The organism is Ramlibacter sp. P4_H7 (genome assembly GCF_056400765.1).
The window spans coordinates 119232-137086 of record NZ_JBFUKP010000001.1 but is presented as its reverse complement, the minus strand read 5'-3'; the positions used below and the strand labels follow the sequence as shown (position 1 = coordinate 137086).

Annotated in this window: 20 protein-coding genes; 10 read left to right on the top strand and 10 right to left on the bottom strand. The window is 70.6% G+C overall.

What is annotated here, in order from left to right; all coding sequences use genetic code 11:
- Positions 1 to 86: 86 nt before the first annotated feature.
- Both AC1DSA_RS00700 and AC1DSA_RS00695 read right to left on the bottom strand, forming a co-directional pair.
- Positions 87 to 455 carry a dihydroneopterin aldolase gene (locus AC1DSA_RS00700; protein WP_477885031.1) on the bottom strand — a complete coding sequence of 123 codons (369 nt, stop codon included), beginning with the start codon at positions 453 to 455 and terminating at the stop codon, positions 87 to 89.
- A 91-nt stretch (positions 456 to 546) separates the two neighbouring features.
- On the bottom strand, positions 547 to 1308 hold the full coding sequence (locus tag AC1DSA_RS00695; protein WP_477885029.1) for an SDR family oxidoreductase: 762 nt from the start codon (positions 1306 to 1308) through the stop codon (positions 547 to 549).
- Between the two features lie 17 nt (positions 1309 to 1325).
- Here AC1DSA_RS00695 and AC1DSA_RS00690 point away from each other — a divergent pair, with 17 nt between their 5' ends.
- The 3 genes from AC1DSA_RS00690 to AC1DSA_RS00680 are packed head-to-tail and all read left to right on the top strand — an operon-like array spanning position 1326 to position 3572.
- The gene (locus AC1DSA_RS00690; protein ID WP_477885027.1) at positions 1326 to 2420 is read left to right on the top strand and encodes a class I SAM-dependent methyltransferase; all 1095 of its coding nucleotides are present in this window, start codon (positions 1326 to 1328) and stop codon (positions 2418 to 2420) included.
- 25 nt (positions 2421 to 2445) lie between these two features.
- The gene (locus tag AC1DSA_RS00685; RefSeq protein ID WP_477885025.1) at positions 2446 to 2640 is read left to right on the top strand and encodes a DUF2905 domain-containing protein; all 195 of its coding nucleotides are present in this window, start codon (positions 2446 to 2448) and stop codon (positions 2638 to 2640) included.
- Between the two features lie 5 nt (positions 2641 to 2645).
- Positions 2646 to 3572, top strand: a complete 927-nt coding sequence (locus AC1DSA_RS00680) for an ROK family protein (protein ID WP_477885023.1) — start codon at positions 2646 to 2648, stop codon at positions 3570 to 3572.
- Here the strand turns inward: AC1DSA_RS00680 and AC1DSA_RS00675 are convergent.
- Positions 3545 to 4786 carry a multifunctional CCA addition/repair protein gene (locus AC1DSA_RS00675; protein WP_477885021.1) on the bottom strand — a complete coding sequence of 414 codons (1242 nt, stop codon included), beginning with the start codon at positions 4784 to 4786 and terminating at the stop codon, positions 3545 to 3547. The genes AC1DSA_RS00680 and AC1DSA_RS00675 overlap by 28 nt on opposite strands.
- 13 nt (positions 4787 to 4799) lie before the next feature.
- Positions 4800 to 5483, bottom strand: a complete 684-nt coding sequence (locus AC1DSA_RS00670) for a glutathione S-transferase family protein (RefSeq protein ID WP_477885019.1) — start codon at positions 5481 to 5483, stop codon at positions 4800 to 4802.
- Between the two features lie 135 nt (positions 5484 to 5618).
- On the opposite strand from AC1DSA_RS00670, the gene AC1DSA_RS00665 reads away from it, so the two are divergent.
- The gene (locus AC1DSA_RS00665) at positions 5619 to 7007 is read left to right on the top strand and encodes an amidase (RefSeq protein WP_477885017.1); all 1389 of its coding nucleotides are present in this window, start codon (positions 5619 to 5621) and stop codon (positions 7005 to 7007) included.
- A gap of 9 nt (positions 7008 to 7016) precedes the next feature.
- Here AC1DSA_RS00665 and AC1DSA_RS00660 read toward each other — a convergent pair whose 3' ends face one another.
- Positions 7017 to 7511 (bottom strand): MgtC/SapB family protein, encoded by a 495-nt coding sequence (locus tag AC1DSA_RS00660; RefSeq protein WP_477885015.1) that lies wholly within the window; start codon positions 7509 to 7511, stop codon positions 7017 to 7019.
- Between the two features lie 7 nt (positions 7512 to 7518).
- Positions 7519 to 9507 carry a lytic transglycosylase domain-containing protein gene (locus tag AC1DSA_RS00655; protein WP_477885013.1) on the bottom strand — a complete coding sequence of 663 codons (1989 nt, stop codon included), beginning with the start codon at positions 9505 to 9507 and terminating at the stop codon, positions 7519 to 7521.
- A gap of 9 nt (positions 9508 to 9516) precedes the next feature.
- Between AC1DSA_RS00655 and AC1DSA_RS00650 the strand changes: the two genes are divergently transcribed.
- Positions 9517 to 10113, top strand: a complete 597-nt coding sequence (locus tag AC1DSA_RS00650) for a 5-formyltetrahydrofolate cyclo-ligase (RefSeq protein WP_477885011.1) — start codon at positions 9517 to 9519, stop codon at positions 10111 to 10113.
- Between the two features lie 4 nt (positions 10114 to 10117).
- Here AC1DSA_RS00650 and AC1DSA_RS00645 read toward each other — a convergent pair whose 3' ends face one another.
- Positions 10118 to 11101, bottom strand: coding sequence for a LysR substrate-binding domain-containing protein (locus AC1DSA_RS00645; RefSeq protein WP_477885009.1), 984 nt, complete (start codon positions 11099 to 11101; stop codon positions 10118 to 10120).
- A gap of 115 nt (positions 11102 to 11216) precedes the next feature.
- Between AC1DSA_RS00645 and AC1DSA_RS00640 the strand changes: the two genes are divergently transcribed.
- From AC1DSA_RS00640 to AC1DSA_RS00630, 3 genes are all read left to right on the top strand, one after another.
- Complete coding sequence (locus tag AC1DSA_RS00640) at positions 11217 to 11714, top strand: DUF2917 domain-containing protein (RefSeq protein ID WP_477885007.1); 498 nt, start codon at positions 11217 to 11219, stop codon at positions 11712 to 11714.
- 82 nt (positions 11715 to 11796) lie between these two features.
- A complete protein-coding gene (locus tag AC1DSA_RS00635; protein ID WP_477885005.1) occupies positions 11797 to 12786 on the top strand; it encodes an MBL fold metallo-hydrolase in 990 nt (329 codons plus the stop codon).
- A 127-nt stretch (positions 12787 to 12913) separates the two neighbouring features.
- The gene (locus AC1DSA_RS00630) at positions 12914 to 13210 is read left to right on the top strand and encodes a hypothetical protein (protein WP_477885003.1); all 297 of its coding nucleotides are present in this window, start codon (positions 12914 to 12916) and stop codon (positions 13208 to 13210) included.
- Here the strand turns inward: AC1DSA_RS00630 and AC1DSA_RS00625 are convergent, their stop codons facing one another.
- Both AC1DSA_RS00625 and AC1DSA_RS00620 read right to left on the bottom strand, forming a co-directional pair.
- Positions 13211 to 14353 carry an MFS transporter gene (locus tag AC1DSA_RS00625; protein ID WP_477885001.1) on the bottom strand — a complete coding sequence of 381 codons (1143 nt, stop codon included), beginning with the start codon at positions 14351 to 14353 and terminating at the stop codon, positions 13211 to 13213. It lies immediately after the preceding gene.
- Positions 14350 to 15234 carry a DUF6279 family lipoprotein gene (locus AC1DSA_RS00620; RefSeq protein WP_477884999.1) on the bottom strand — a complete coding sequence of 295 codons (885 nt, stop codon included), beginning with the start codon at positions 15232 to 15234 and terminating at the stop codon, positions 14350 to 14352. Before AC1DSA_RS00620 ends, AC1DSA_RS00625 begins: the two co-directional genes overlap by 4 nt.
- Before the next feature lie 19 nt (positions 15235 to 15253).
- Between AC1DSA_RS00620 and glmU the strand changes: the two genes are divergently transcribed.
- Both glmU and AC1DSA_RS00610 read left to right on the top strand, forming a co-directional pair.
- The gene (gene glmU, locus AC1DSA_RS00615) at positions 15254 to 16654 is read left to right on the top strand and encodes a bifunctional UDP-N-acetylglucosamine diphosphorylase/glucosamine-1-phosphate N-acetyltransferase GlmU (protein WP_477884997.1); all 1401 of its coding nucleotides are present in this window, start codon (positions 15254 to 15256) and stop codon (positions 16652 to 16654) included.
- Positions 16655 to 16735: 81 nt separating this feature from the next.
- On the top strand, positions 16736 to 17245 hold the full coding sequence (locus AC1DSA_RS00610; protein ID WP_477884995.1) for an OsmC family protein: 510 nt from the start codon (positions 16736 to 16738) through the stop codon (positions 17243 to 17245).
- 30 nt (positions 17246 to 17275) lie between these two features.
- Here AC1DSA_RS00610 and AC1DSA_RS00605 read toward each other — a convergent pair whose 3' ends face one another.
- A complete protein-coding gene (locus tag AC1DSA_RS00605) occupies positions 17276 to 17770 on the bottom strand; it encodes an Lrp/AsnC family transcriptional regulator (protein ID WP_477884993.1) in 495 nt (164 codons plus the stop codon).
- Between the last annotated feature and the right edge of the window lie 85 nt (positions 17771 to 17855).

Below are 17855 nucleotides of genomic sequence, written 5' to 3'. Positions count from 1 at the left end.
GCGGGTCCGGCGCCCGCGCGAGCGGGGTGTTGGCCATGCGGCCAGTCCAGGCGGCAGCCGCGGGCTTGTCGCCCCGGAAGGAGCGCTCACCAGTGGCCGGTCTCCACGCGGATCGCCACTTCGCAGTCCTCGAAGATCTCCAGCTTGACGATGCGCACGCGCACGCCCAGCACGCCGGGCAGCTGCATCAGCCGGTACGCGAGCTTGCCGATCAGCGTCTCCAGCAGGTTCACGTGCACGGCGGTGCACTCCTCGATGATGATGCGGCGCACCTTGCGGTAGTCCAGGACGTGCATGATGTCGTCGTCGCTGGGCAGCAGCGGCTGGTTGCCCAGGTTCAGCTCCGCATCGACCTGGATCGGCTGCGGCGCCGATTTCTCGTGGTCCAGGATGCCCAGGTTGGCGTCGAAGCGCAGGCCCTCGAGGGTCAGGATCTGGTTGCCGGCCTGGGTCATGGAGCACCTTCCCCTGGGCTTTCCACGGTGTGAACGGCCCCTTCTTCCTGCAGGAAGGCGCGGGCATCGGCGGGTGGATGGGTGATGCGCATCACATCAGCGAAAAATCGCGGTCGAACTTCATCAGGTGCTGGCCGCCGTCGACCAGCAGCGTGGTGCCGGTGATCGCGCCGTTCTCCAGCGCGAAGCGCACGGCGTGCGCGACCTGCTCGGGGGTGGAGGACTGGCCGAGCGGCGACAGCTTGTGCAGCTGCTCGAAGCGCTCCGGCGCCAGCATGTGGCTGGTGAGCGTGAGTCCGGGCGCCACCCCGACGACGCGCAGCTGCGGCGCGAGCGCCTGCGCTAGCAGCGTGGTCGCGGCTTCCAGCGCCGCCTTCGACAGGGTGTAGCTGAAGAAATCCGGGTTCAGGTTCCACAGTTTCTGATCGAGAAGGTTGACCACGCAGCCCGTACTGCCGCGCTCCTGCAGGTGGGCCGCGAGGGCCTGGGCCAGCAGCACCGGCGCCGCCGTGTTGGAGGCCATGTGCGAGGCGAGCGAGGCTGGCGTGAAGCTGCGCGCATCGTCGTGTTCGAAGCGCGAGGCGTTGTTGACGATGGCATCCACGCTGCCGAAGCGCTGCACGACACGCGGCAGCAAGGCGCGCAGCTGCGCCTCGTCGGCCAGGTCGGCCTGGAAGGATTCGGACGGTGCATGGCGCGCGCAGTCGGCGACGGTCTGCGCGGCCTCCGCCGCCGAACCACGGTAGTGCACGCCGACTTGCCAGCCGGCGCCCGCCAAGTCGAGCGCGATGCTGCGGCCGAGCCGGCGCGCGCTGCCGGTGACCAGCACGGTGCGGGCGGGACGGCTGCTCATTCGCGGACAATGGCGGGGTGGAATCCCATCCATCCAGTGTAACGAGCGCGCTGCACAAGCTCATCGCCGAACAGGTGGCGCGCGCCGGCGGCTGGCTGCCCTTCGACCGCTACATGGCCCTGGCGCTGTACGCGCCGGGCCTGGGCTACTACGCCAACACGTCCCGCAAGTTCGGCACCATGCCCGGCACCGGCAGCGATTTCGCCACCGCACCGGAGATGAGTCCGCTGTTCGGCCAGAGCCTGGCGGTGCAGGTGGGCGAGGCCCTCCAGCACACGGGCACCCACGAGGTGTGGGAGTTCGGCGCCGGCTCCGGCGCGCTCGCGCGCGAACTGCTGCAGGCGCTCGGCCCGCGCGTGCAGCGCTACACGATCGTCGAGCTCTCGGCTGCCTTGCGGGAGCGCCAGCGCGAGGCCCTGGCGCTCTTCGCCGACCGTGTGCAGTGGGTGGCCGAGTTGCCCGATGCGCTGGCGGGCGTGGTGGTGGGCAATGAAGTGCTGGACGCCATGCCGGTGAAGCTGCTGGTGCGCAAGGAACAGGTGTGGCACGAACGCGGCGTCACCCTGCTGGAGGGCCGGCTGGCGTGGTCGGACGTGCTCACGCACCTGCGTCCGCCGGTGGAGCCCTCGGGCCCGCAGGACTACCTGACCGAGGTGCACCACCAGGCGCAGGCCTTCGTGCGCACCCTGGCCGAGCGCATGAGCGCGGGCGCCGCGTTCTTCATCGACTACGGGTTTCCCGAGGCCGAGTACTACCACCCGCAACGCCACATGGGCACGCTGATGTGCCACCGCGGCCACATGGCGGACACCGATCCCCTGGAGTCCCCGGGGGAGAAGGACATCACGGCGCATGTCGATTTCACCGGCGTGGCGGCCGCGGCGCAGGAGGCCGGGCTGCCGACGCTGGGCTACACGACGCAGGGCCGCTTCCTGGTCAACTGCGGCATCGGCGAGCGCATGGAGGCGGCCTCGCTGCAGGAGCAGGCGGCGGCGCAGCGCCTGGTGGCGGAACACGAGATGGGCGAGCTGTTCAAGGTGATCGCGTTCCAGCGCGGTCCTTTCTGGGACGCGATCGGCTTCCGCCACGGCGACCGCACCCACACGCTGTGAGTTTGCGGGCACACTGGGACTCTCCATGATTCGCTGGGTCATCGTCGTCTTCCTCGCGCTGGTGCTCATCAGCTGGTTCTCGCCCGTGCTGCAGAAGCTGGGCTTCGGCCGGCTGCCGGGCGACCTGCGCTTCAAGGTGTTCGGCCGCGAGCTGTTCATCCCGCTGACCTCGACCATCCTGCTGTCCATGCTGGCGGCGGCGATCGCCAAGTTCCTCTGAGTTCCATGAAAGCGTGCATCGACGTCGGCGGCACCAAGGTCGCCGTGAGCCTGAACACCGGCGCCGGGCTCGACCTCATCGCCCGGCGCAGCGAGCCGACCGCCAAGACCGGCAGCAACGATGTGCTGGCGCGGCAGGTGATCCGGCTGGCGGACGAGGCCTGCGCCGAGGCGGGCATCGACCCGTCGCGCCTGCAGCGAGCCGGCGTCTCGTCCGCCGGGCCCTTCGTGCTGAAGGCCGGTCTGGTGGAACTTGCCAGTCCCAACATCTGCGGCGGCATCGCCGGGCCGGCCCGCGGCCTGCCCAACGACTGGATGACCGCCACGCTGGAGGCGCCACTGCGCCACCGCTTCACGCAGGGCGTGCGCGTGGAAAACGACGCGGTGGCGGCGCTGGAGGCCGAGCGCCGCTGGGGCGCGCTGCAGGGCTTCGAGCATTGCGCGTACGTCACCTGGAGCACCGGGGTCGGCATGGGCCTGTGCGTGGATGGCCGGGTGCTGCGCGGCAAGAACGGCAATGCGGGACACGGCGGCCACATGTTCGTCAGCGACAACGACAATGCCCTGTGCGGCTGCGGCAACGTGGGCGACCTGGAGGCCCTGGTGGCCGGGAACGCGGTGGCTCGCCGTTTCGGCGCCGATGCGGCCACGCTGATGCAGCGCGCGAACAGTGGCGACGCCTCTGCGCTGGCCACGGTCGACGAGCTGTGCCGCGTGATGGGCCGCGCCTTCTACAACATCACCGTCCTGCTGGACCTGCAGCGCATCAGCGTGGGCGGCAGCGTGTTCCTGAACAACCAGGACCTGCTGCTGCCGCGGTTGCGGGCGCAGCTGGCGGGCAAGCTGCCCGCGCTGACGTCGGGGTGCGACATCGTCGCGGCCGGCCTGGGTGAGCGGGTCGGCGACTACGCGGCGCTCGCGCTGTTGGTCTGAAGCTGCTCCACGGCGTGGATGCGGGAACGCTGGATGCGTTCGCCGATCGCATCGCCCGCGAGCCCTTCCCCGCGCGCACGCTCCGCCACCACGGCGGTGTCCACCGAGCGCGCGGCCGCCAGCGCCGCCAGCAGACGGTCCCGCTGGGGATAGGGCGACTCCTCCAGCCCCAGCCGCCCGCGCGCATCGCATTCGCACGCCAGCAGCACCTGTTCGAAGCGCTGCGGCTTGCGGAAGGCATCGCAGCGCTCCAGCAACCGCACGACGGCGGCCGCGCCGAATTCGGCGCTGCGGTGGATGTTGCCGTGCTCGCGGGCCACCACGTCCGCCAGTTCGCGGCATTCGTTGGGCACCCGCAGCCGGTTGCAGACGTCCTTCAGCAGCTTCGCGCTGCGCTGCTCGTGGCCCGTGTGCTTCGGCAGCACGTCCTGGGGCGTGTTGCCCTTGCCCAGGTCGTGCGTCAGGCAGGCAAAGCGCACCGGCAGCGGCGCCTGCAGCCGCGCGCTCATGTCCAGCACCATCATGTTGTGCACGCCGGTGTCCACTTCCGGGTGGTAGTCGGCGCGCTGCGGCACGCCCCACAGGCGGTCCACCTCGGGCAGGATGCGATCCAGCGCTCCGCACTCGCGCAGCAGCGCGAACATGCGCGAGGGCCGCGCTTCCACCAGGCCGCGCGCCAGCTCCTGCCACACGCGTTCCGGCACCAGGTGGTCGGCTTCGCCCTCCTGCACCATCGTCCGCATCAGGTCGAGCGTTTCCGGCGCCAGGCTGAAGTCGTGGAACCGTGCCGCAAAGCGGGCCACGCGCAGGATGCGCACGGGATCCTCGCGGAACGATTCCGTCACGTGGCGCAGCACCTTGCGGCGCAGGTCCTGCTGGCCGCCGTAGGGATCGATCAGCGAGCCGTCTTCCGCCTGCGCGATCGCGTTGATGGTGAGGTCGCGCCGGGCCAGGTCCTGCTCCAGCGTGACGTCGGGCGAAGTGTGGAAGGTGAAGCCGTGGTAGCCGCGGCCGCTCTTGCGCTCGGTGCGCGCCAGCGCGTATTCCTCGCGCGTGTCGGGATGCAGGAACACCGGGAAGTCCTTGCCCACCGGCAGGTAGCCGGCGGCGATCATCCGGTCGGGAGTGGCACCCACCACCACCCAGTCGGTGTCGTTGACGGGCTGGCCCAGCAGGGCATCCCGCACCGCACCGCCGACCCGAAAGCTTCGCATCGGCGCAGTGTAGCTACCTCGCGGTGCGATACGGTTCGTCCATGGCCACGAAGTCGTGCTCTGCCAACGCCCCTTCGATCCACGCCTTCACGCCGGGCAGGGCGCACACGCGGCGGATGTAGTCGGTGACCGCGCCCGGCACCGGCAGCGCGTAGTTGCGCAGCCGCATGCACACGGGCGCATAGAACGCGTCCGCGATGCTGAACTCGCCGAACAGCATGGGGCCGCCGCTGCGCTCCAGCAGGCCGGTCCACATCTCGCAGATGCGCTGCACGTCGGCGCGGACCGCGGCCTGGTCGCGCCACAACAGCGCACCCACCTGCGGCAGCGACGCTTCGATGTTCATGGGGCAGTGGCTGCGCAGCGCGCCGAAGCCGGAGTGCATCTCCGCGACCACGCTGCGGGCCTGGGCGCGCACCCTGGCGTCGCGCGGCCACAGGGCCCGGTCCGGGAATTTCTCCGCCACGTATTCGGCGATCGCGAGGCTGTCCCAGATGGCCAGGCCGTCGTCCACCAGCACCGGCACGCGGCCCGCCGGGTTGACCTTGCGCACCTCGTTCTTGAAGCGCGAGTCGCCCTCGAAGGAGTCGAAGCGCACCAGGTGTTCCTGGAACGGGATGCCGGCCTGCGTCAGCAGCACCCAGGGGCGCATCGACCAGGACGAGTAGTTCTTGTTGCCGATGTAGAGCGTGAGCATGCGGACCTCCGGGACGGGAAACGGCAGCATGCTACCTGCGCCGCGCCGGCCATTGATGCCAAAACCCCGGGCGATTAATGCGCGCGCCGCGCCTTCGCCTTATCCTCGGGCCGCCACAGGGGACCACCGATGGACATGGACGAACTCACCCGGCTGCCGGTGCACGAGATCGCGCTGCGATTGCAGCAGCGGCGGCTGTCGTCGGTCGACCTCGTGGAGGCCTGCCTGGCGCGCATCGCCGCGCAGGATCCCAGGCTGCATGCCTACACCGAGGTCTACGCGCAGGACGCCCGGCTGGCCGCGCACGGGGCCGATGCCGCGATCCGCTCGGGCCATGCGGTCGGGCCGCTGCACGGCGTGCCGATCGCGTTGAAGGACCTGGTCGAGCTGGAAGGCAAGGTGGTGACCGGCGGCAGCGAGGCCTGGAAGGACCGGCACGCCACCCGCACCGCGACGCTGGCGAAGCGACTGGTCGCGCAGGGCCTGGTCGTGCTCGGCAAGACCCACACGGTGGAATTCGCCATGGGCGGCTGGGGCACCAACAGCCGCCGCGGCACGCCCTGGAACCCGTGGGATGCGGACCGCGCGCGCACGCCCGGCGGCTCCAGCAGCGGCTCGGGCGTCGCCGTCGCGGCCGGCCTCGCGCCCTGGGCGGTGGGCACCGACACCGGCGGCTCGGTGCGCCTGCCTTCCTCCTGGTGCGGCCTCACGGGCCTGAAGACCACCATCGGCCGCGTGAGCACGCACGGCGTGCTGCCGCTGAGCCCCACGCTGGACACGCCCGGACCCATGGCGCGTTCGGTCGAGGACGCGGCGCTCCTGTACACCTTGATGCAGGGTCCGGATCCGCTGGACCCGCTCACGCGCGGGCTGCCCTATCTGGATCCGATGCCGACGCTGCGGCGCGGGGTGCGCGGCCTGCGCCTCGCGCGCATGCCGCAAGCGGAGGGCCAGCATGCATCGGCCGACGTGCTCGCAGCCTATGAGGGTTCCCTGGCGGAACTGGAGCGGCTGGGCGCGCAGATCGTGGAGGTGCAGTTGCCCTTCCGCTTCGCCGACGTCGCCGCGTTCAACCTGCGGATCATGGCGGCCGAGAGCTACGCGCTGTACCACGCGCTGATCGACGACGAGGCGGCCCCGCTCGATCCGCACGTGCGGCCGCGGATCGCCGCCGGCCGCCAGCTGAGCGCGCGTGACTACATCGAGGCGCTGCGCCTGCGCGAAACGATGAAGCAGCAGTTCGCCGCGGCGATGGAGGGCATCGATGCCTTGCTGACCCCGACGACCCTGACCACCGCCCTCCCGCTGGACGAGGTGGACCAGACGCAGTCGCCGGCGCACTTCACACGTTTCGCCAATTTCCTGGACCTCACGGCGCTGGCGCTGCCCAACGGCGCCGATGCGGCCGGCCTTCCGACTTCGCTGCAGGTCGTCGGCCGCGGCTGCGACGAGGCCATGGCCTTGCGCATCGGCTGGGCCCTGCAGCAGGCGACCGACTGGCACCTGCGCCGCCCGCCCGGCTGAGAGAGGGGCTCAGCCGGGTCCGCCGCGCCGCACGCCCAGGCGGCGCAACGGCCCTTCCAGCATCAGGATGCCGAGCACGACCAGCGTAGCCAGCGCCGCGGTCATCTCGCGCCCGAGCCCTGCCGCGATGCCGATGGCGGCGGTCATCCAGACGCCCGCCGCGGTGGTGAGGCCGTGCACCTGCTCCTCGCGCTCCAATTTCAGGATCGCGCCCGCGCAGACGAAACCGACGCCTGCCAGCAGGCCCTGCAACACGCGGCTGAGACCATCGGGACCGAGGCCGCTTTGCAGCGACACCACCACGATGAGCGCCGAGCTCGCCGCCACCAGCATGTGGGTGCGGATGCCCGCGGCCTTGCCCTGGTGCTCGCGCTGCAGCCCGAGCAGGCCGCCGAGCAGCGCCGCCAGCAGCAGGCGCAGCACCAGCTGCGTCACCTCGCGCGCGCCGCCGAGGTCGGAGAATTCCTCGACGACGGTCTGCAGGACGGTGTCCCACGTCGCCATGGGACCCTCAGGGCAGGTCGGCGCTGGGGGCGGGCAGGGCCGTGTCGCGCGGGGAGATCATCCCCAGCCGCGCCTTCAGCGACTGCGGCTGGCCGGTGAGGATCGCCGCGTAGAAGGTGGTGTTGGCCAGCACTTTCTTGACGTAGTCGCGCGTTTCCTGGAAGGGCACGTTCTCCGCCCAGGCCGCGCCTTCGACCACCGGCCCGTTGCGCCAGGCGCGCGCCCGGCTCGGGCCCGCGTTGTAGGCGGCCGCCGCCAGCGGCATCGAGCCGCCGAAGTCGTCCAGCACCAGCTTCAGGTAGCCGCTGCCGATGGCGATGTTGGTGTCGCGATCCTGCAGCTGGTCGGCGCGGAACCCGTCGATGCCCAGCTTGCGCGCGGTCCAGCGCGCCGTGGCGGGCATCACCTGCATCAGGCCGGAGGCGCCGACGCTGGAGCGCGCGTCCATCACGAAGCGGCTTTCCTGGCGGATCAGGCCGTACATGTAGGCGGGGTCGAGGGCGATGTCCCGCGCGCGCCGCACCACCGCCTCGCGATAGGGCGTGGGAAAGCGCTGCTCGAAGTCGAATTCGCCCTTGGTGCGCTCGCTGGTGTTGATGCAGCGGTCCCAGACCTCGCGGTCGCACGCGAACTGCGCCGCGGCCAGCAGCTCGCGGTCTTCCAGGCCGCCCGGGCGGTGCAGGTTGGTCGTGTAGTTCCACTCGCGGTTGCCCTCCGCGCGCAGCCCCATCGCGATGGCGTACAGCGCGCGATTGAGCCCCGGGTCCTGGCGGGCGAGCTTCTTCTCTTCGTCGGTCAGCGGCGCCGGCTTCGCGGGGACGGTGATCTTCTGGCCCAGTTCCTCCAGCGCCAGCTGCTCGTAGAAGCCCCGCGGCGAGGCGATGGACGCCAGCAGCTTCTGGGCCTCGGCCCGCTGCGCTTCGGAGTTGCCGGTGCCCAGCAGCGCGCGCGCCTTCCAGTACACCCAGGTGGGTTCCGACTTCGCGTCGTCGCCCATGGCGTTCACGGCCTCCAGCACGTTGCGCCAGTCGGCGCCCTTGGGCGCGCGCAGCGCGGCCCGCACCTTCCACCCGAGGAGTTCGTCGCTCAGGTGCTTGTCGCGTTCCACCTTGGAGAAATAGGCATTGGCTTCGGGCAGCACGCGCTGCGCCGCCTGCCGGCCGATCACGCCCCAGATCCAGTCGCGTTCCTCGGGATGCAGCTGCGGGCCCCACTTGTTCTCCAGCTGCGCCGCGGCGTTCTCCACGTCGCTGGTCGCCAGCTTGATCAGCGCCAGGCCCACCAGCTCGCGCCGGGTGCGTGAGGCCGCGAACACCTTGCTGGTGATGAAGTGGGTGGGGCTGGCATTGAGTTCGGCCAGCAGCGGCAGGGCCTCGGGCTTGACGATTTCCAGCGCACCCGCGGCGGCCTTCAGGCGGTTGGCCTCGATAGCCTGGCGCGCCTTGCGCCACGCATCCGACGCCGTCAGCCGGTGCGGGCCCATGCCCTTGCCCAGCAGGGTGGATGCCGCCAGGGTGCAGCCGTCGTCGGCGTCGCGCAGGGACAGCCAGAGCCGGCGCACGTCCTCGGACACGGCCGGCAGCGAGGCCGGTTCGCGCTGCGCCTGCACCAGCAGCGCGTAGCAGCGGACCTCGCGGTCGTCCTTCATGCGGAACTTGGGATATTCCTGTGCGAACGTGTCCCATTCACGGCGCTGGCCCAGCAGTTGCAGCCAGTCGTTGCGCATCCGGTCTTCCTGGTAGGTGCCGGCGTAGCGGGTGAAGAACTGCTGGATCTCCTGCGCGCCGGCCGTGTCGAGGCGCGCGCGCAGCTCCCAGTAGGCGGCCCAGGGCTCCAGCACATGGCCCTGCGCCAGTGGCAAAAGCTGGGCGAGGCGGGGCTTGTTGCCCTGGCGGAAGGCGTCCTGCATCTGCAGCAGGACCTCGTCCCGGGGCTGCGCCTGGGCGCAACCAAGCAGCGCGACGGCCAGGGATGCCAGAATCGTTCTCAACTTCATCGGGGAATTATGGACAGGTCGGACGAAAAAAAGGCTCTGCGCCAGCAACTCATTGATCAACGCCTCAAGATGCCGGATCGCCTACGGCGCGCCGATCTTTTGCAGCAGGTGATGCGCATCTGGCTCGTGGGACGCCCCGACACCGTGATCGGGGCGTACTGGCCGATCAAGGGCGAGTTCGATCCGCTGCCGGCGCTGCACCGCTGGAAAGAGGACGGCGAGCTGCTGGACCAGGCCCAGTTGCGCCGCATCGGACTGCCCGTGGTCGACAAGCTCCATCAGACGCTGAAGTTCCATGCCTGGTTCCCGGGCTGCCCGATGGAAGAAGACGCCTATGGCATTCCCAAGCCGAAGGACACCGAGGTGGTGGTCCCCACGCTGCTGTTCGTGCCCTGCGTGGGGTACAGCGTGGGCGGCTTCCGGCTGGGCTACGGCGGCGGCTTCTACGACCGCACGCTGGCGCTGCTGCAGCCCAAGCCGTTCACCGTGGGCCTGGGATTCGCCCAGGGCTTCCTCCCCGACCTGGAGCCCGAGGCCCACGACATCCCGCTCGACGCCATCCTGAACGAGCTCGGGGTGGTCTGGCCGATCCCGCTCGGAGGCTGACGCCTCAGTCGATGTTGTCCACCGTGTCCGGGTCCGGCACTTCCCCGATGGTCTGCCGCGTGATCCGGCTCTGCGTCATCAGCCAGTCGCAGAAGGCGCGGATCTCCGGCCGCTGCGCGCTCCGCGGTCCCACGAGCAGCCAGTAGGCCATGGGCGAATCCATGCGCAGCTTGGGCAGCGGCTCGATCAGGTCGCCATTCGCCAGGCTCTCGGCCACCAGCGGCAGGCGTGCGAGCACGACCCCCTGGCCGGAGAGCGCCGCCTGCACCATCTGGTAGGCGTAGTTGAAATAGAGCCACCGCTTGGGTTGCAGCCGGTTGAGGCCATGCTCGTCGAACCAGCGCCGCCAGGTCAGCCATTCCAGGTGGGTCTGGTGCGCATCGCCCGCCTCGATCAGTGCGAAGTGCGCCACGTCCGCCGGCTTGGTGAGCGTCTGGCCGCCCTTCAACAGCCAGGGACTCACCACCGGCGTGAGCTGTTCGCCGAACAGGCGGACCGCCTGCGGCGGCATCGCCGCCATCGGCCCGTAGCGCAGCGCCAGGTCGACGTCGGCGACCTCCAGGTCCAGCGCGCTGTCGGTGGCGTCGATGCGGATGTCGATGTCGGGGTTGTCGCGCTGGAATTGCTCCAGCCGCGGGATCAGCCACATCGAGGCGAAGGAAGCGAAGGTGGTGAGGGCCACGGCCCGCCGGCCCGCGCTCTGGCGGATCTGGCGCACCGCGCCGTCGATGCGAGGCAGCGATTGCGACACCGCCATGAGCAGCTGCGCGCCGGCGCTGGTGAGTTCCACCGCCCGCGTGTGGCGCAGGAACAGGCTCACGCCCACTTCCTCTTCCAGCGCCTGGATCTGCCGGCTCACCGCGGATTGCGTCAGCGCCATCTCCTCCGCGGCGGCGCGGAAGTTCAGGTGGCGGGCCACGGCGTCGAAGGCGCGCAGGTGCCCGGCGGAGATCGGGCGGGTGCGCAGGTGGGTCTGCGAGTGCTGCATGGCGGGTCCGGCGATTGATGCGGATGTGGAATCAATAGCGTAGCGGTATTTCATTGGACCGCCAAGCGGGCGTGACCGATCATTCCATTCCGAAAAGCCATCGCTGGAGATCGCCATGAACGAACGTTCCGCCGCCCGCTTCCTTGCCTCCGCCCCTGCCGCTGCCCTGCCGGGCACGTGGAAGCTGGTGCGCGGCCGCGCGGTCACGCTGCGTCCGGCCACCGATGGCATCCTGCGCATCGCCCACGGCCAGGTCTGGGCCACCGTCGACGGGCCGCACGGTCGCGCGCCCGACGACAGCGGCGACCACGTGCTGCAGGCCGGCCGCTCCATGTACGTGCGCGCCGGCCAGCGCGTGGTGATCGAGGCCTGGAACGCCAGCGGCGCTTCCTACTTCGCCTGGGACCCGGTCTACGCCACCGCGTTGGCCGCGGGCCCGCGCCTGAACACGGCGGTGGTGTTGCAGCCGCTGGCGGACCTGCGCCTGGCCCTGGGCCTGGCCGGTCGCGCGCTCGGCCAGCTGGGCCACGGGCTGGTCCAGGTGGCCTGGCATGCCACGCGCGGCGGCGCCCGGCCGCCGTCCGCGGGTCGCCGCCACGGTCTCGCCGGCTAGCGCGCGAACGCGGGCGTTCAACAATGCGTAATGAATTACGCTAGGTAGAATCGCCCGCATTCACGCGCAAGCAGGGAGACCCATGAGCAAAGCCTTCGCGAGCCAGGCGGACCTGGCCGACAAGAAGATCACCTTCGAGCAGCTGTCGTCCCATTGCTGGGCCTACACCGCCGAGGGCGACCCGAACTCCGGCGTGATCGTCGGCGACCAGTTCGTGATGGTCAGCGACGCCACCGCGACGCCCGCGATGGCGCGCGACCTGATCGCGCGCATCCGCACGGTCACCGACAAGCCGATCAAGTACGTTCTGCTGACGCACTACCACGCGGTGCGCGTGCTGGGCGCGAGCGCCTATTTCGCCGAGGGCGCGACCGAGATCATCGCCAGCCAGGGCACCTACGAACTGATCGCGGAGCGCGGCAAGGAGGACATGCAGTCCGAGATGGACCGCTTCCCCCGCCTGTTCCGCAATGCCGAAAGCGTGCCGGGCCTGACCTGGCCGACGCTGGTCATCGGCGGCGGGGACCCGACCCGCGGCGAGCTGCCCGGCAAGCTCACCGTGGACCTCGGCGGCGTCAAGGTGCAGATCTGGTCGCCCGGCCACGGCCACACGCGCGGCGACACCATCGCCTGGGTCGAATCCGAGCAGGTGCTGTTCTCGGGTGACCTGGTCGAATACAACGCGGGCGTCTACACCGGCGATGCCCAGCTCGCCGAATGGCCGGCCACGCTGGAGGCGCTGCGCGCGCTGAAGGCCGAGGCGCTGGTGCCCGGACGCGGCGAGGCGATGAAGGGCAACGCGGAAGTCAATCGCGCGCTCGACTACACGAAGCGCTGGGTCGAGACCCTGTTCGCCTGCGCCCGGGAAGCGGCGGCCGCCAACATGGACCTGAAGGCCGCCATGGCGCACACGCGCAAGGCGATGGACCCGGTGTTCGGCAACGTGTTCATCTACGAACACTGCCTGCCCTTCGACGTCAGCCGGGCCTACGACGAGGCCAAGGGCATCAAGAACCCGCGGGTCTGGACGGCCGAGCGCGACAAGGAGATGTGGGCGTCGCTGCAGCCGTGAGGAGCAGGGTCGCCTTGTAGGTGACTGACTACAAGTTGCTCTCACGCCGGACGACAGGGCCGCCGCGGGCACTTTCCTAAGCTGGGCAGCCGGCGCTTCGCGCGCCCTGTCCACAGAGGAGACCGCCATGTCCAACGACGACAAGCCCGTTCCGCGCGTCCTGCAGCAGCAGCCGCAGCGCGAGAGCGACCCGCAGCAGCAGCGCGCCGGCGCCACCGACCTCCAGCCGCAGGGCGAAGGACAGGTGGAAGGCGAGGGCAGCTACAGCGCCACGCGCGACTACCAGAAGAACATCAAGGACTACCTCGACAAGGCCGACGTCGCCAAGGACGCCGAGGCGTCGAAGCCGCGCTCCGAGTCGGAAGCCAGCGAGCTCGAGGAAGCCGAGCGCGAGGGCAAGTCGCACTCGCGCGGCGAGCGCTGATCAGCGCGCCGGCACCGCACGCCGGGCCGCGGCCAGCGCGGCCAGGGCGAGCAGCGTGAGCACGAGGGCGAGCCCCGCCGTGCCGCCGTTCTCCAGGGCCGAGCCGCTCGCGACCGGTCCCAGCGTGCCGCCCCAGGTGTAGCCGGTGATCATCGCGGCCGTGCCGCCCGCCGTCGCGCGGTCGGCGAATGCGTGCGCGACCTGCACCATGGTGAGGGTGTAGAGGGCGCCGCCGACACCGCCCCACACCAGGCCCGAGGCCCACAGGATCCAGGGCGCCCGCACGGCGAAGGCCATGGCGAGGCTGGCGGCCAGCAGCGCGAGCGCGGCACCCGTGAACACCGTGCGCAAGGGGAAGCGGTCCGCCGCCCAGCCCGCGGGGTACTGCAGCAGGAAGCTGCCGACGCCGATCACGCCGGCGACGCTCGCGGCGGCGCGCAGGCTCATGCCGGATTCCGACGCATGCGCCGCTCCGACCGCGCCCAGACCGGCCTCGAACACGCCGCCGCAGAAAGCAAGCAGCGCCAGCCACGGCACCAGCCGAAGCGCCTGCACCGTGCCGGTCGGCGCGCCCGTCCGCTCCTTCGGCTCGTGCGCCGGCGCCGTCACGGCCAGCAGCAGGCAGGCCGCGACCATCGCCACACCCAGCCACAGCACGTGGCGCGCTTCCAGGCGCAGCAACCCGGGCAGGAACGGACCCAGGGCCAGCGCGCCGCCCAGCGCCGTCTGGTACAGGCCCATGACGCGCCCGCGCATGGCGGGCGGAGCTTCTTCGGCCAGCAACGCTTCCGTGGTGTTCCACAGCGCCGCGGCGCCGGTCCCCGCCACCACCGAGGACAAGGCCCAGACCGCCACGGAGTCGGTCAGGGCATAGCCCAGGACGCCCGCGAGTTGCAGCACCGCGCCGGCCCGGTAGCAGCGCAGCGTGCCCCAGCGCGCCAGCAGGCGCGGCATCACCGGGATCAGCAGGCCCACCATCATGAAGGACACCATCGCGAACGCGCCGATGAAGGTGGTGCCGCGGCCGGCCTTTTGCAGCAGCACAGCCAGCACCGGGCCGATCATGGAGAAGGCGGTGACGATCAGCGTCGTGGCGGCGCCCAACCGCCAGACCAGCGCCAACCCCGGAGCGCCGGCGTTCACGGTTGCTGGGCCATCAGGTCGCGCAGGTCGCGCTGGTAGGCGCGCAGCCGGCGCACGGCCTGCTCGCGCTGCGCCGCGGTCGTGCTCTGGTGCACCAGGGCGAACGTAGTGCAGCCTTCCTGCAGCAGCGCCTCCTGGTGGGCCCGGTAGGCCGGATCGGGCGACACCTCGGCATGGTCAATCCAGGTGCGCACCAGGGTGCGGGCTTCCGGTTCCGGCATCCCGCCGGCGGCCGTGAGGCGGTGCAGCACCTGCAGCAGCTCGTGCTGGCGGCGCTGCCGCTCCCCCAGTGCGCGCGCCGGGTCGAAGGCGGACTGCTCGATGCGCTGGCGCAGCACCGCGCGCTGCGGTTCGTCCAGCCGGCCGTAGATCATCTCGATGCGTTCCAGCAGCTGCTGGAAGCGCTTGTCGTGCCGCTCGGGCGGCGGCAGCTTGACCCAGTCCTGCTCGAATTGCTCGTTGTTGCGGCGGAACTTGCGCCCGAGGTGCCGCAGTTCCCGGCCGGTCAGGCTGGCTCCCAGGGCCACGATGCCCGGCTCCGCGTTGCCGGCCACCGCGTGCAGGCGGTCGCGCGCCTCCGCCACCACGCCGCAGGCCTGCTGGGCGGTGATCTCGCCGGGTGCCATGCGCTCCGTGCGTTCGAGCAGTTCCACGACCCGCGGCAGCTCCTGCTGCCGGTGCCAGGCCAGCAGGCGCGCGAGCTCGTCGCGCATGCGCGGCGCCTGTTCGGCGCTGAAGTCGATGTAGCCGTCCAGCCACCAGTAGGACAGCGTGGGCAGCGCGTTGTAGCCGAGCTTGATCGCGCTGCAGGCGGACAGCGCCAGGCAGAGGGCGAGCGCAAGGATAATGCCGCCGATACGGGTGGGGTCCATCGACTTCATGGGTACGAAGGGTACGTGAATGACAGCAGTTGATGTGGTGGTGATGGCGGCCGGCAAGGGCACGCGCATGAAGAGCCGGACGGCGAAGGTCCTGCACCGGCTGGCCGGCCGGCCCCTGATCCAGCACGTGATGGACACGGCCCACGCGCTGCAGGCGCGGCGCACCATCGTCATCACCGGCCATGGCGCCGACGAGGTCGAGGCCTGGCTGCGCCATTCGGCCGCCGCCGCCGGCGCGCCCGCTCCCGACTTCGTGCGGCAGGAGCCGCAGCTGGGCACCGGCCACGCGGTGCAGCAGGTGGTGCCCGTGCTGCCGGACGACGGCATCGCGCTGATCCTCAATGGCGACGTGCCCCTGATCCGCCCCGAGACCCTGCAGGCGCTGGTGGACAAGTGCGGCGGCACGCGGCTCGCGCTGCTGACCGTGCAGATGACCGACCCCGCGGGGTACGGGCGCATCGTGCGGCGCGGCGACGTGGTCCAGGCGATCGTGGAGCACAAGGACGCCAGCGCGGAGCAGCGGGCGATCACGGAGGTCTACACCGGCTTCATGGCCGTGCCTGCGGCCAAGCTGAAAACCTGGCTCGCGCGCCTGACCAACGACAACGCGCAGAAGGAGTACTACCTCACCGACATCGTGAAGTTCGCGGTCGCGGACGGTTGCCCGGTGGTGGCCTCGCCGGCCGCCGAGCCGGTGGAGGTGGACGGCGTCAACAGCCCGCTGCAGCTGGCGCAGCTCGAGCGCGCCTACCAGCTGCGGCAGGCCCGCGCGCTGATGGAGCAGGGCGTGCGGCTGGCGGACCCGGCGCGCTTCGACGTACGCGGCACGCTCGCCTGCGGCCAGGACGTGGAGATCGACGTCAACTGCGTCTTCGAGGGCGACGTGCGCCTGGGCGACAACGTCCGGATCGGGCCGAACTGTTACCTGTCCAACGTGCGCGTCGCCGACAACGCGATACTCCATGCCTTCACCCACGTGGAGGGCGAGGCGCAGGGCGTGGAGATCGGCGAAGGCGCGCTGGTGGGGCCGTTCGCGCGGCTGCGTCCCGGCGCGAGGCTGGGCCCGGAGGTGCACATCGGCAACTTCGTGGAGGTGAAGAACTCCAGCATGGCCCGCGGCGCCAAGGCCAACCACCTGGCCTACCTGGGCGACGCCACGGTCGGCGAACGGGTGAACTACGGCGCCGGCAGCATCACGGCCAATTACGACGGCGCCAACAAGCACCGCACGGTGATCGAGGCCGACGTGCACGTCGGCAGCAATTGCGTGCTGGTGGCGCCGGTGACGGTCGGCCAGGGCGGCACGATCGGCGCCGGCTCCGTCGTCAGCAAGAGCACCGAGCCCGGTGCGCTGACGGTGTCGCGCGCCAGGCAGGTGAGCCTGGCGAACTGGCAGCGACCGAAGAAGCAGCCCAAATGATTCCGACGCTGCCTGGCCGGCGTCGACACGCCTGCGGCATTCGCTGAAAATGGGCGCCCATCGCCACAGCCGGAGTTCGCAATGAAGGATGCCGCCCAGATCCGAGCCAGCGTTCAGCGCGTGTCCGAATCGCTCGGACAGAGTGCGCCCAAGGCCAAGCCGGACGTGCCGGCGCGCGCGGTGTGGCAGGGCGGCCTGTCCGTCCAGCTCGTCACCGACAAGCCGCAGGCCCTGCTCACGGACATGCCCACGGCACTCGGCGGCGAGGACCTGGCGCCCGCGCCGGGCTGGTACCTGCGCGCGGCCGCGGCTTCGTGCCTGGTGACGACGATCGCCATGCACGCCGCCGTGCGCGGCATCGCGCTGCGGCGGCTGGAGGTGGAGGCACGCAGCGACTCCGACCCGCGCGGACTGCTCGGGTGCGCGGACGGCGTGCCGCCGGGACCGCAGCAGCTGTCGATGGAAGTCGTGATCGAGGCCGACAGTGCCGATGCCCAGGCCCTGCAGGACCTGGTGGCCTATGCCGATGCCCATGCCCCGATGTCCGGGGCGCTGCGCAGGCCGCTGCAGGTCAGCTCCACGATCCGCTAGCCCAACGCGCAGCCGCTCGCCGCCTGACGCCTAGGTCCGGGCGGGCAGCGGGATGCGCGGACGGAACTTCGCGCGGCGCACCGAGAAGAAGGCCTTCACGTTGCGCACGTTCGCGTCGCTGGTGAACAGGCGCTGCGCGAGCGCCAGGTAATCGGGCATGTCGCGCGCGACCACGATCAGGATGAAGTCCGGCCCGGGCGAGACCCGGTAGCACTGCTGCACGGCATCGTCCGCCCCCACCCGCTGCTCGAAGGCATCCTGTTCCTCGTTGCCCTGGCGGTCCAGCGAGATTTCGACCACGGCTTCGAGCCCGTGGCCCAAGGCGTCCGCCAGACGCTGCGGGTTGAGGACCGCGATCTCGCGCTCGATCAGGCCGGCGTCGCGCAACCGTTTCACCCGCCGCAGGCAGGTGGCCGGGGAGATGTGCACCTTGGCGGCCAGGTCCTGGTTGCTCAGGGCGCTGTCGTCCTGCAGTTGGCCCAGGATCGCGAAATCGGTGGAATCCAATTCGACATTCGATGACATGTCGGCATTTTATTTCGCAATGGCCATGGGGCGCTTGAAAATTCCAAAATGACAGAAATTTAGCAAGCATCTTGCGGTTCCGCCC

What these genes read in the sequence shown, in the direction of transcription:
- AC1DSA_RS00640 (WP_477885007.1), top strand. Translation starts at nt 11,217, where the DNA reads ATGAACGAACGTTCCGCCGCCCGCTTCCTTGCCTCCGCCCCTGCCGCT.
- AC1DSA_RS00675 (WP_477885021.1), bottom strand. Translation starts at nt 4,786, where the DNA reads ATGCGAAGCTTTCGGGTCGGCGGTGCGGTGCGGGATGCCCTGCTGGGC.
- AC1DSA_RS00660 (WP_477885015.1), bottom strand. Translation starts at nt 7,511, where the DNA reads ATGGCGACGTGGGACACCGTCCTGCAGACCGTCGTCGAGGAATTCTCC.
- AC1DSA_RS00680 (WP_477885023.1), top strand. Translation starts at nt 2,646, where the DNA reads ATGAAAGCGTGCATCGACGTCGGCGGCACCAAGGTCGCCGTGAGCCTG.
- AC1DSA_RS00695 (WP_477885029.1), bottom strand. Translation starts at nt 1,308, where the DNA reads ATGAGCAGCCGTCCCGCCCGCACCGTGCTGGTCACCGGCAGCGCGCGC.
- AC1DSA_RS00655 (WP_477885013.1), bottom strand. Translation starts at nt 9,507, where the DNA reads ATGAAGTTGAGAACGATTCTGGCATCCCTGGCCGTCGCGCTGCTTGGT.
- AC1DSA_RS00700 (WP_477885031.1), bottom strand. Translation starts at nt 455, where the DNA reads ATGACCCAGGCCGGCAACCAGATCCTGACCCTCGAGGGCCTGCGCTTC.
- AC1DSA_RS00645 (WP_477885009.1), bottom strand. Translation starts at nt 11,101, where the DNA reads ATGCAGCACTCGCAGACCCACCTGCGCACCCGCCCGATCTCCGCCGGG.
- AC1DSA_RS00685 (WP_477885025.1), top strand. Translation starts at nt 2,446, where the DNA reads ATGATTCGCTGGGTCATCGTCGTCTTCCTCGCGCTGGTGCTCATCAGC.
- AC1DSA_RS00670 (WP_477885019.1), bottom strand. Translation starts at nt 5,483, where the DNA reads ATGCTCACGCTCTACATCGGCAACAAGAACTACTCGTCCTGGTCGATG.
- AC1DSA_RS00605 (WP_477884993.1), bottom strand. Translation starts at nt 17,770, where the DNA reads ATGTCATCGAATGTCGAATTGGATTCCACCGATTTCGCGATCCTGGGC.
- AC1DSA_RS00620 (WP_477884999.1), bottom strand. Translation starts at nt 15,234, where the DNA reads ATGAAGTCGATGGACCCCACCCGTATCGGCGGCATTATCCTTGCGCTC.
- AC1DSA_RS00610 (WP_477884995.1), top strand. Translation starts at nt 16,736, where the DNA reads ATGAAGGATGCCGCCCAGATCCGAGCCAGCGTTCAGCGCGTGTCCGAA.
- AC1DSA_RS00635 (WP_477885005.1), top strand. Translation starts at nt 11,797, where the DNA reads ATGAGCAAAGCCTTCGCGAGCCAGGCGGACCTGGCCGACAAGAAGATC.
- AC1DSA_RS00665 (WP_477885017.1), top strand. Translation starts at nt 5,619, where the DNA reads ATGGACGAACTCACCCGGCTGCCGGTGCACGAGATCGCGCTGCGATTG.
- AC1DSA_RS00650 (WP_477885011.1), top strand. Translation starts at nt 9,517, where the DNA reads ATGGACAGGTCGGACGAAAAAAAGGCTCTGCGCCAGCAACTCATTGAT.
- glmU (WP_477884997.1), top strand. Translation starts at nt 15,254, where the DNA reads ATGACAGCAGTTGATGTGGTGGTGATGGCGGCCGGCAAGGGCACGCGC.
- AC1DSA_RS00630 (WP_477885003.1), top strand. Translation starts at nt 12,914, where the DNA reads ATGTCCAACGACGACAAGCCCGTTCCGCGCGTCCTGCAGCAGCAGCCG.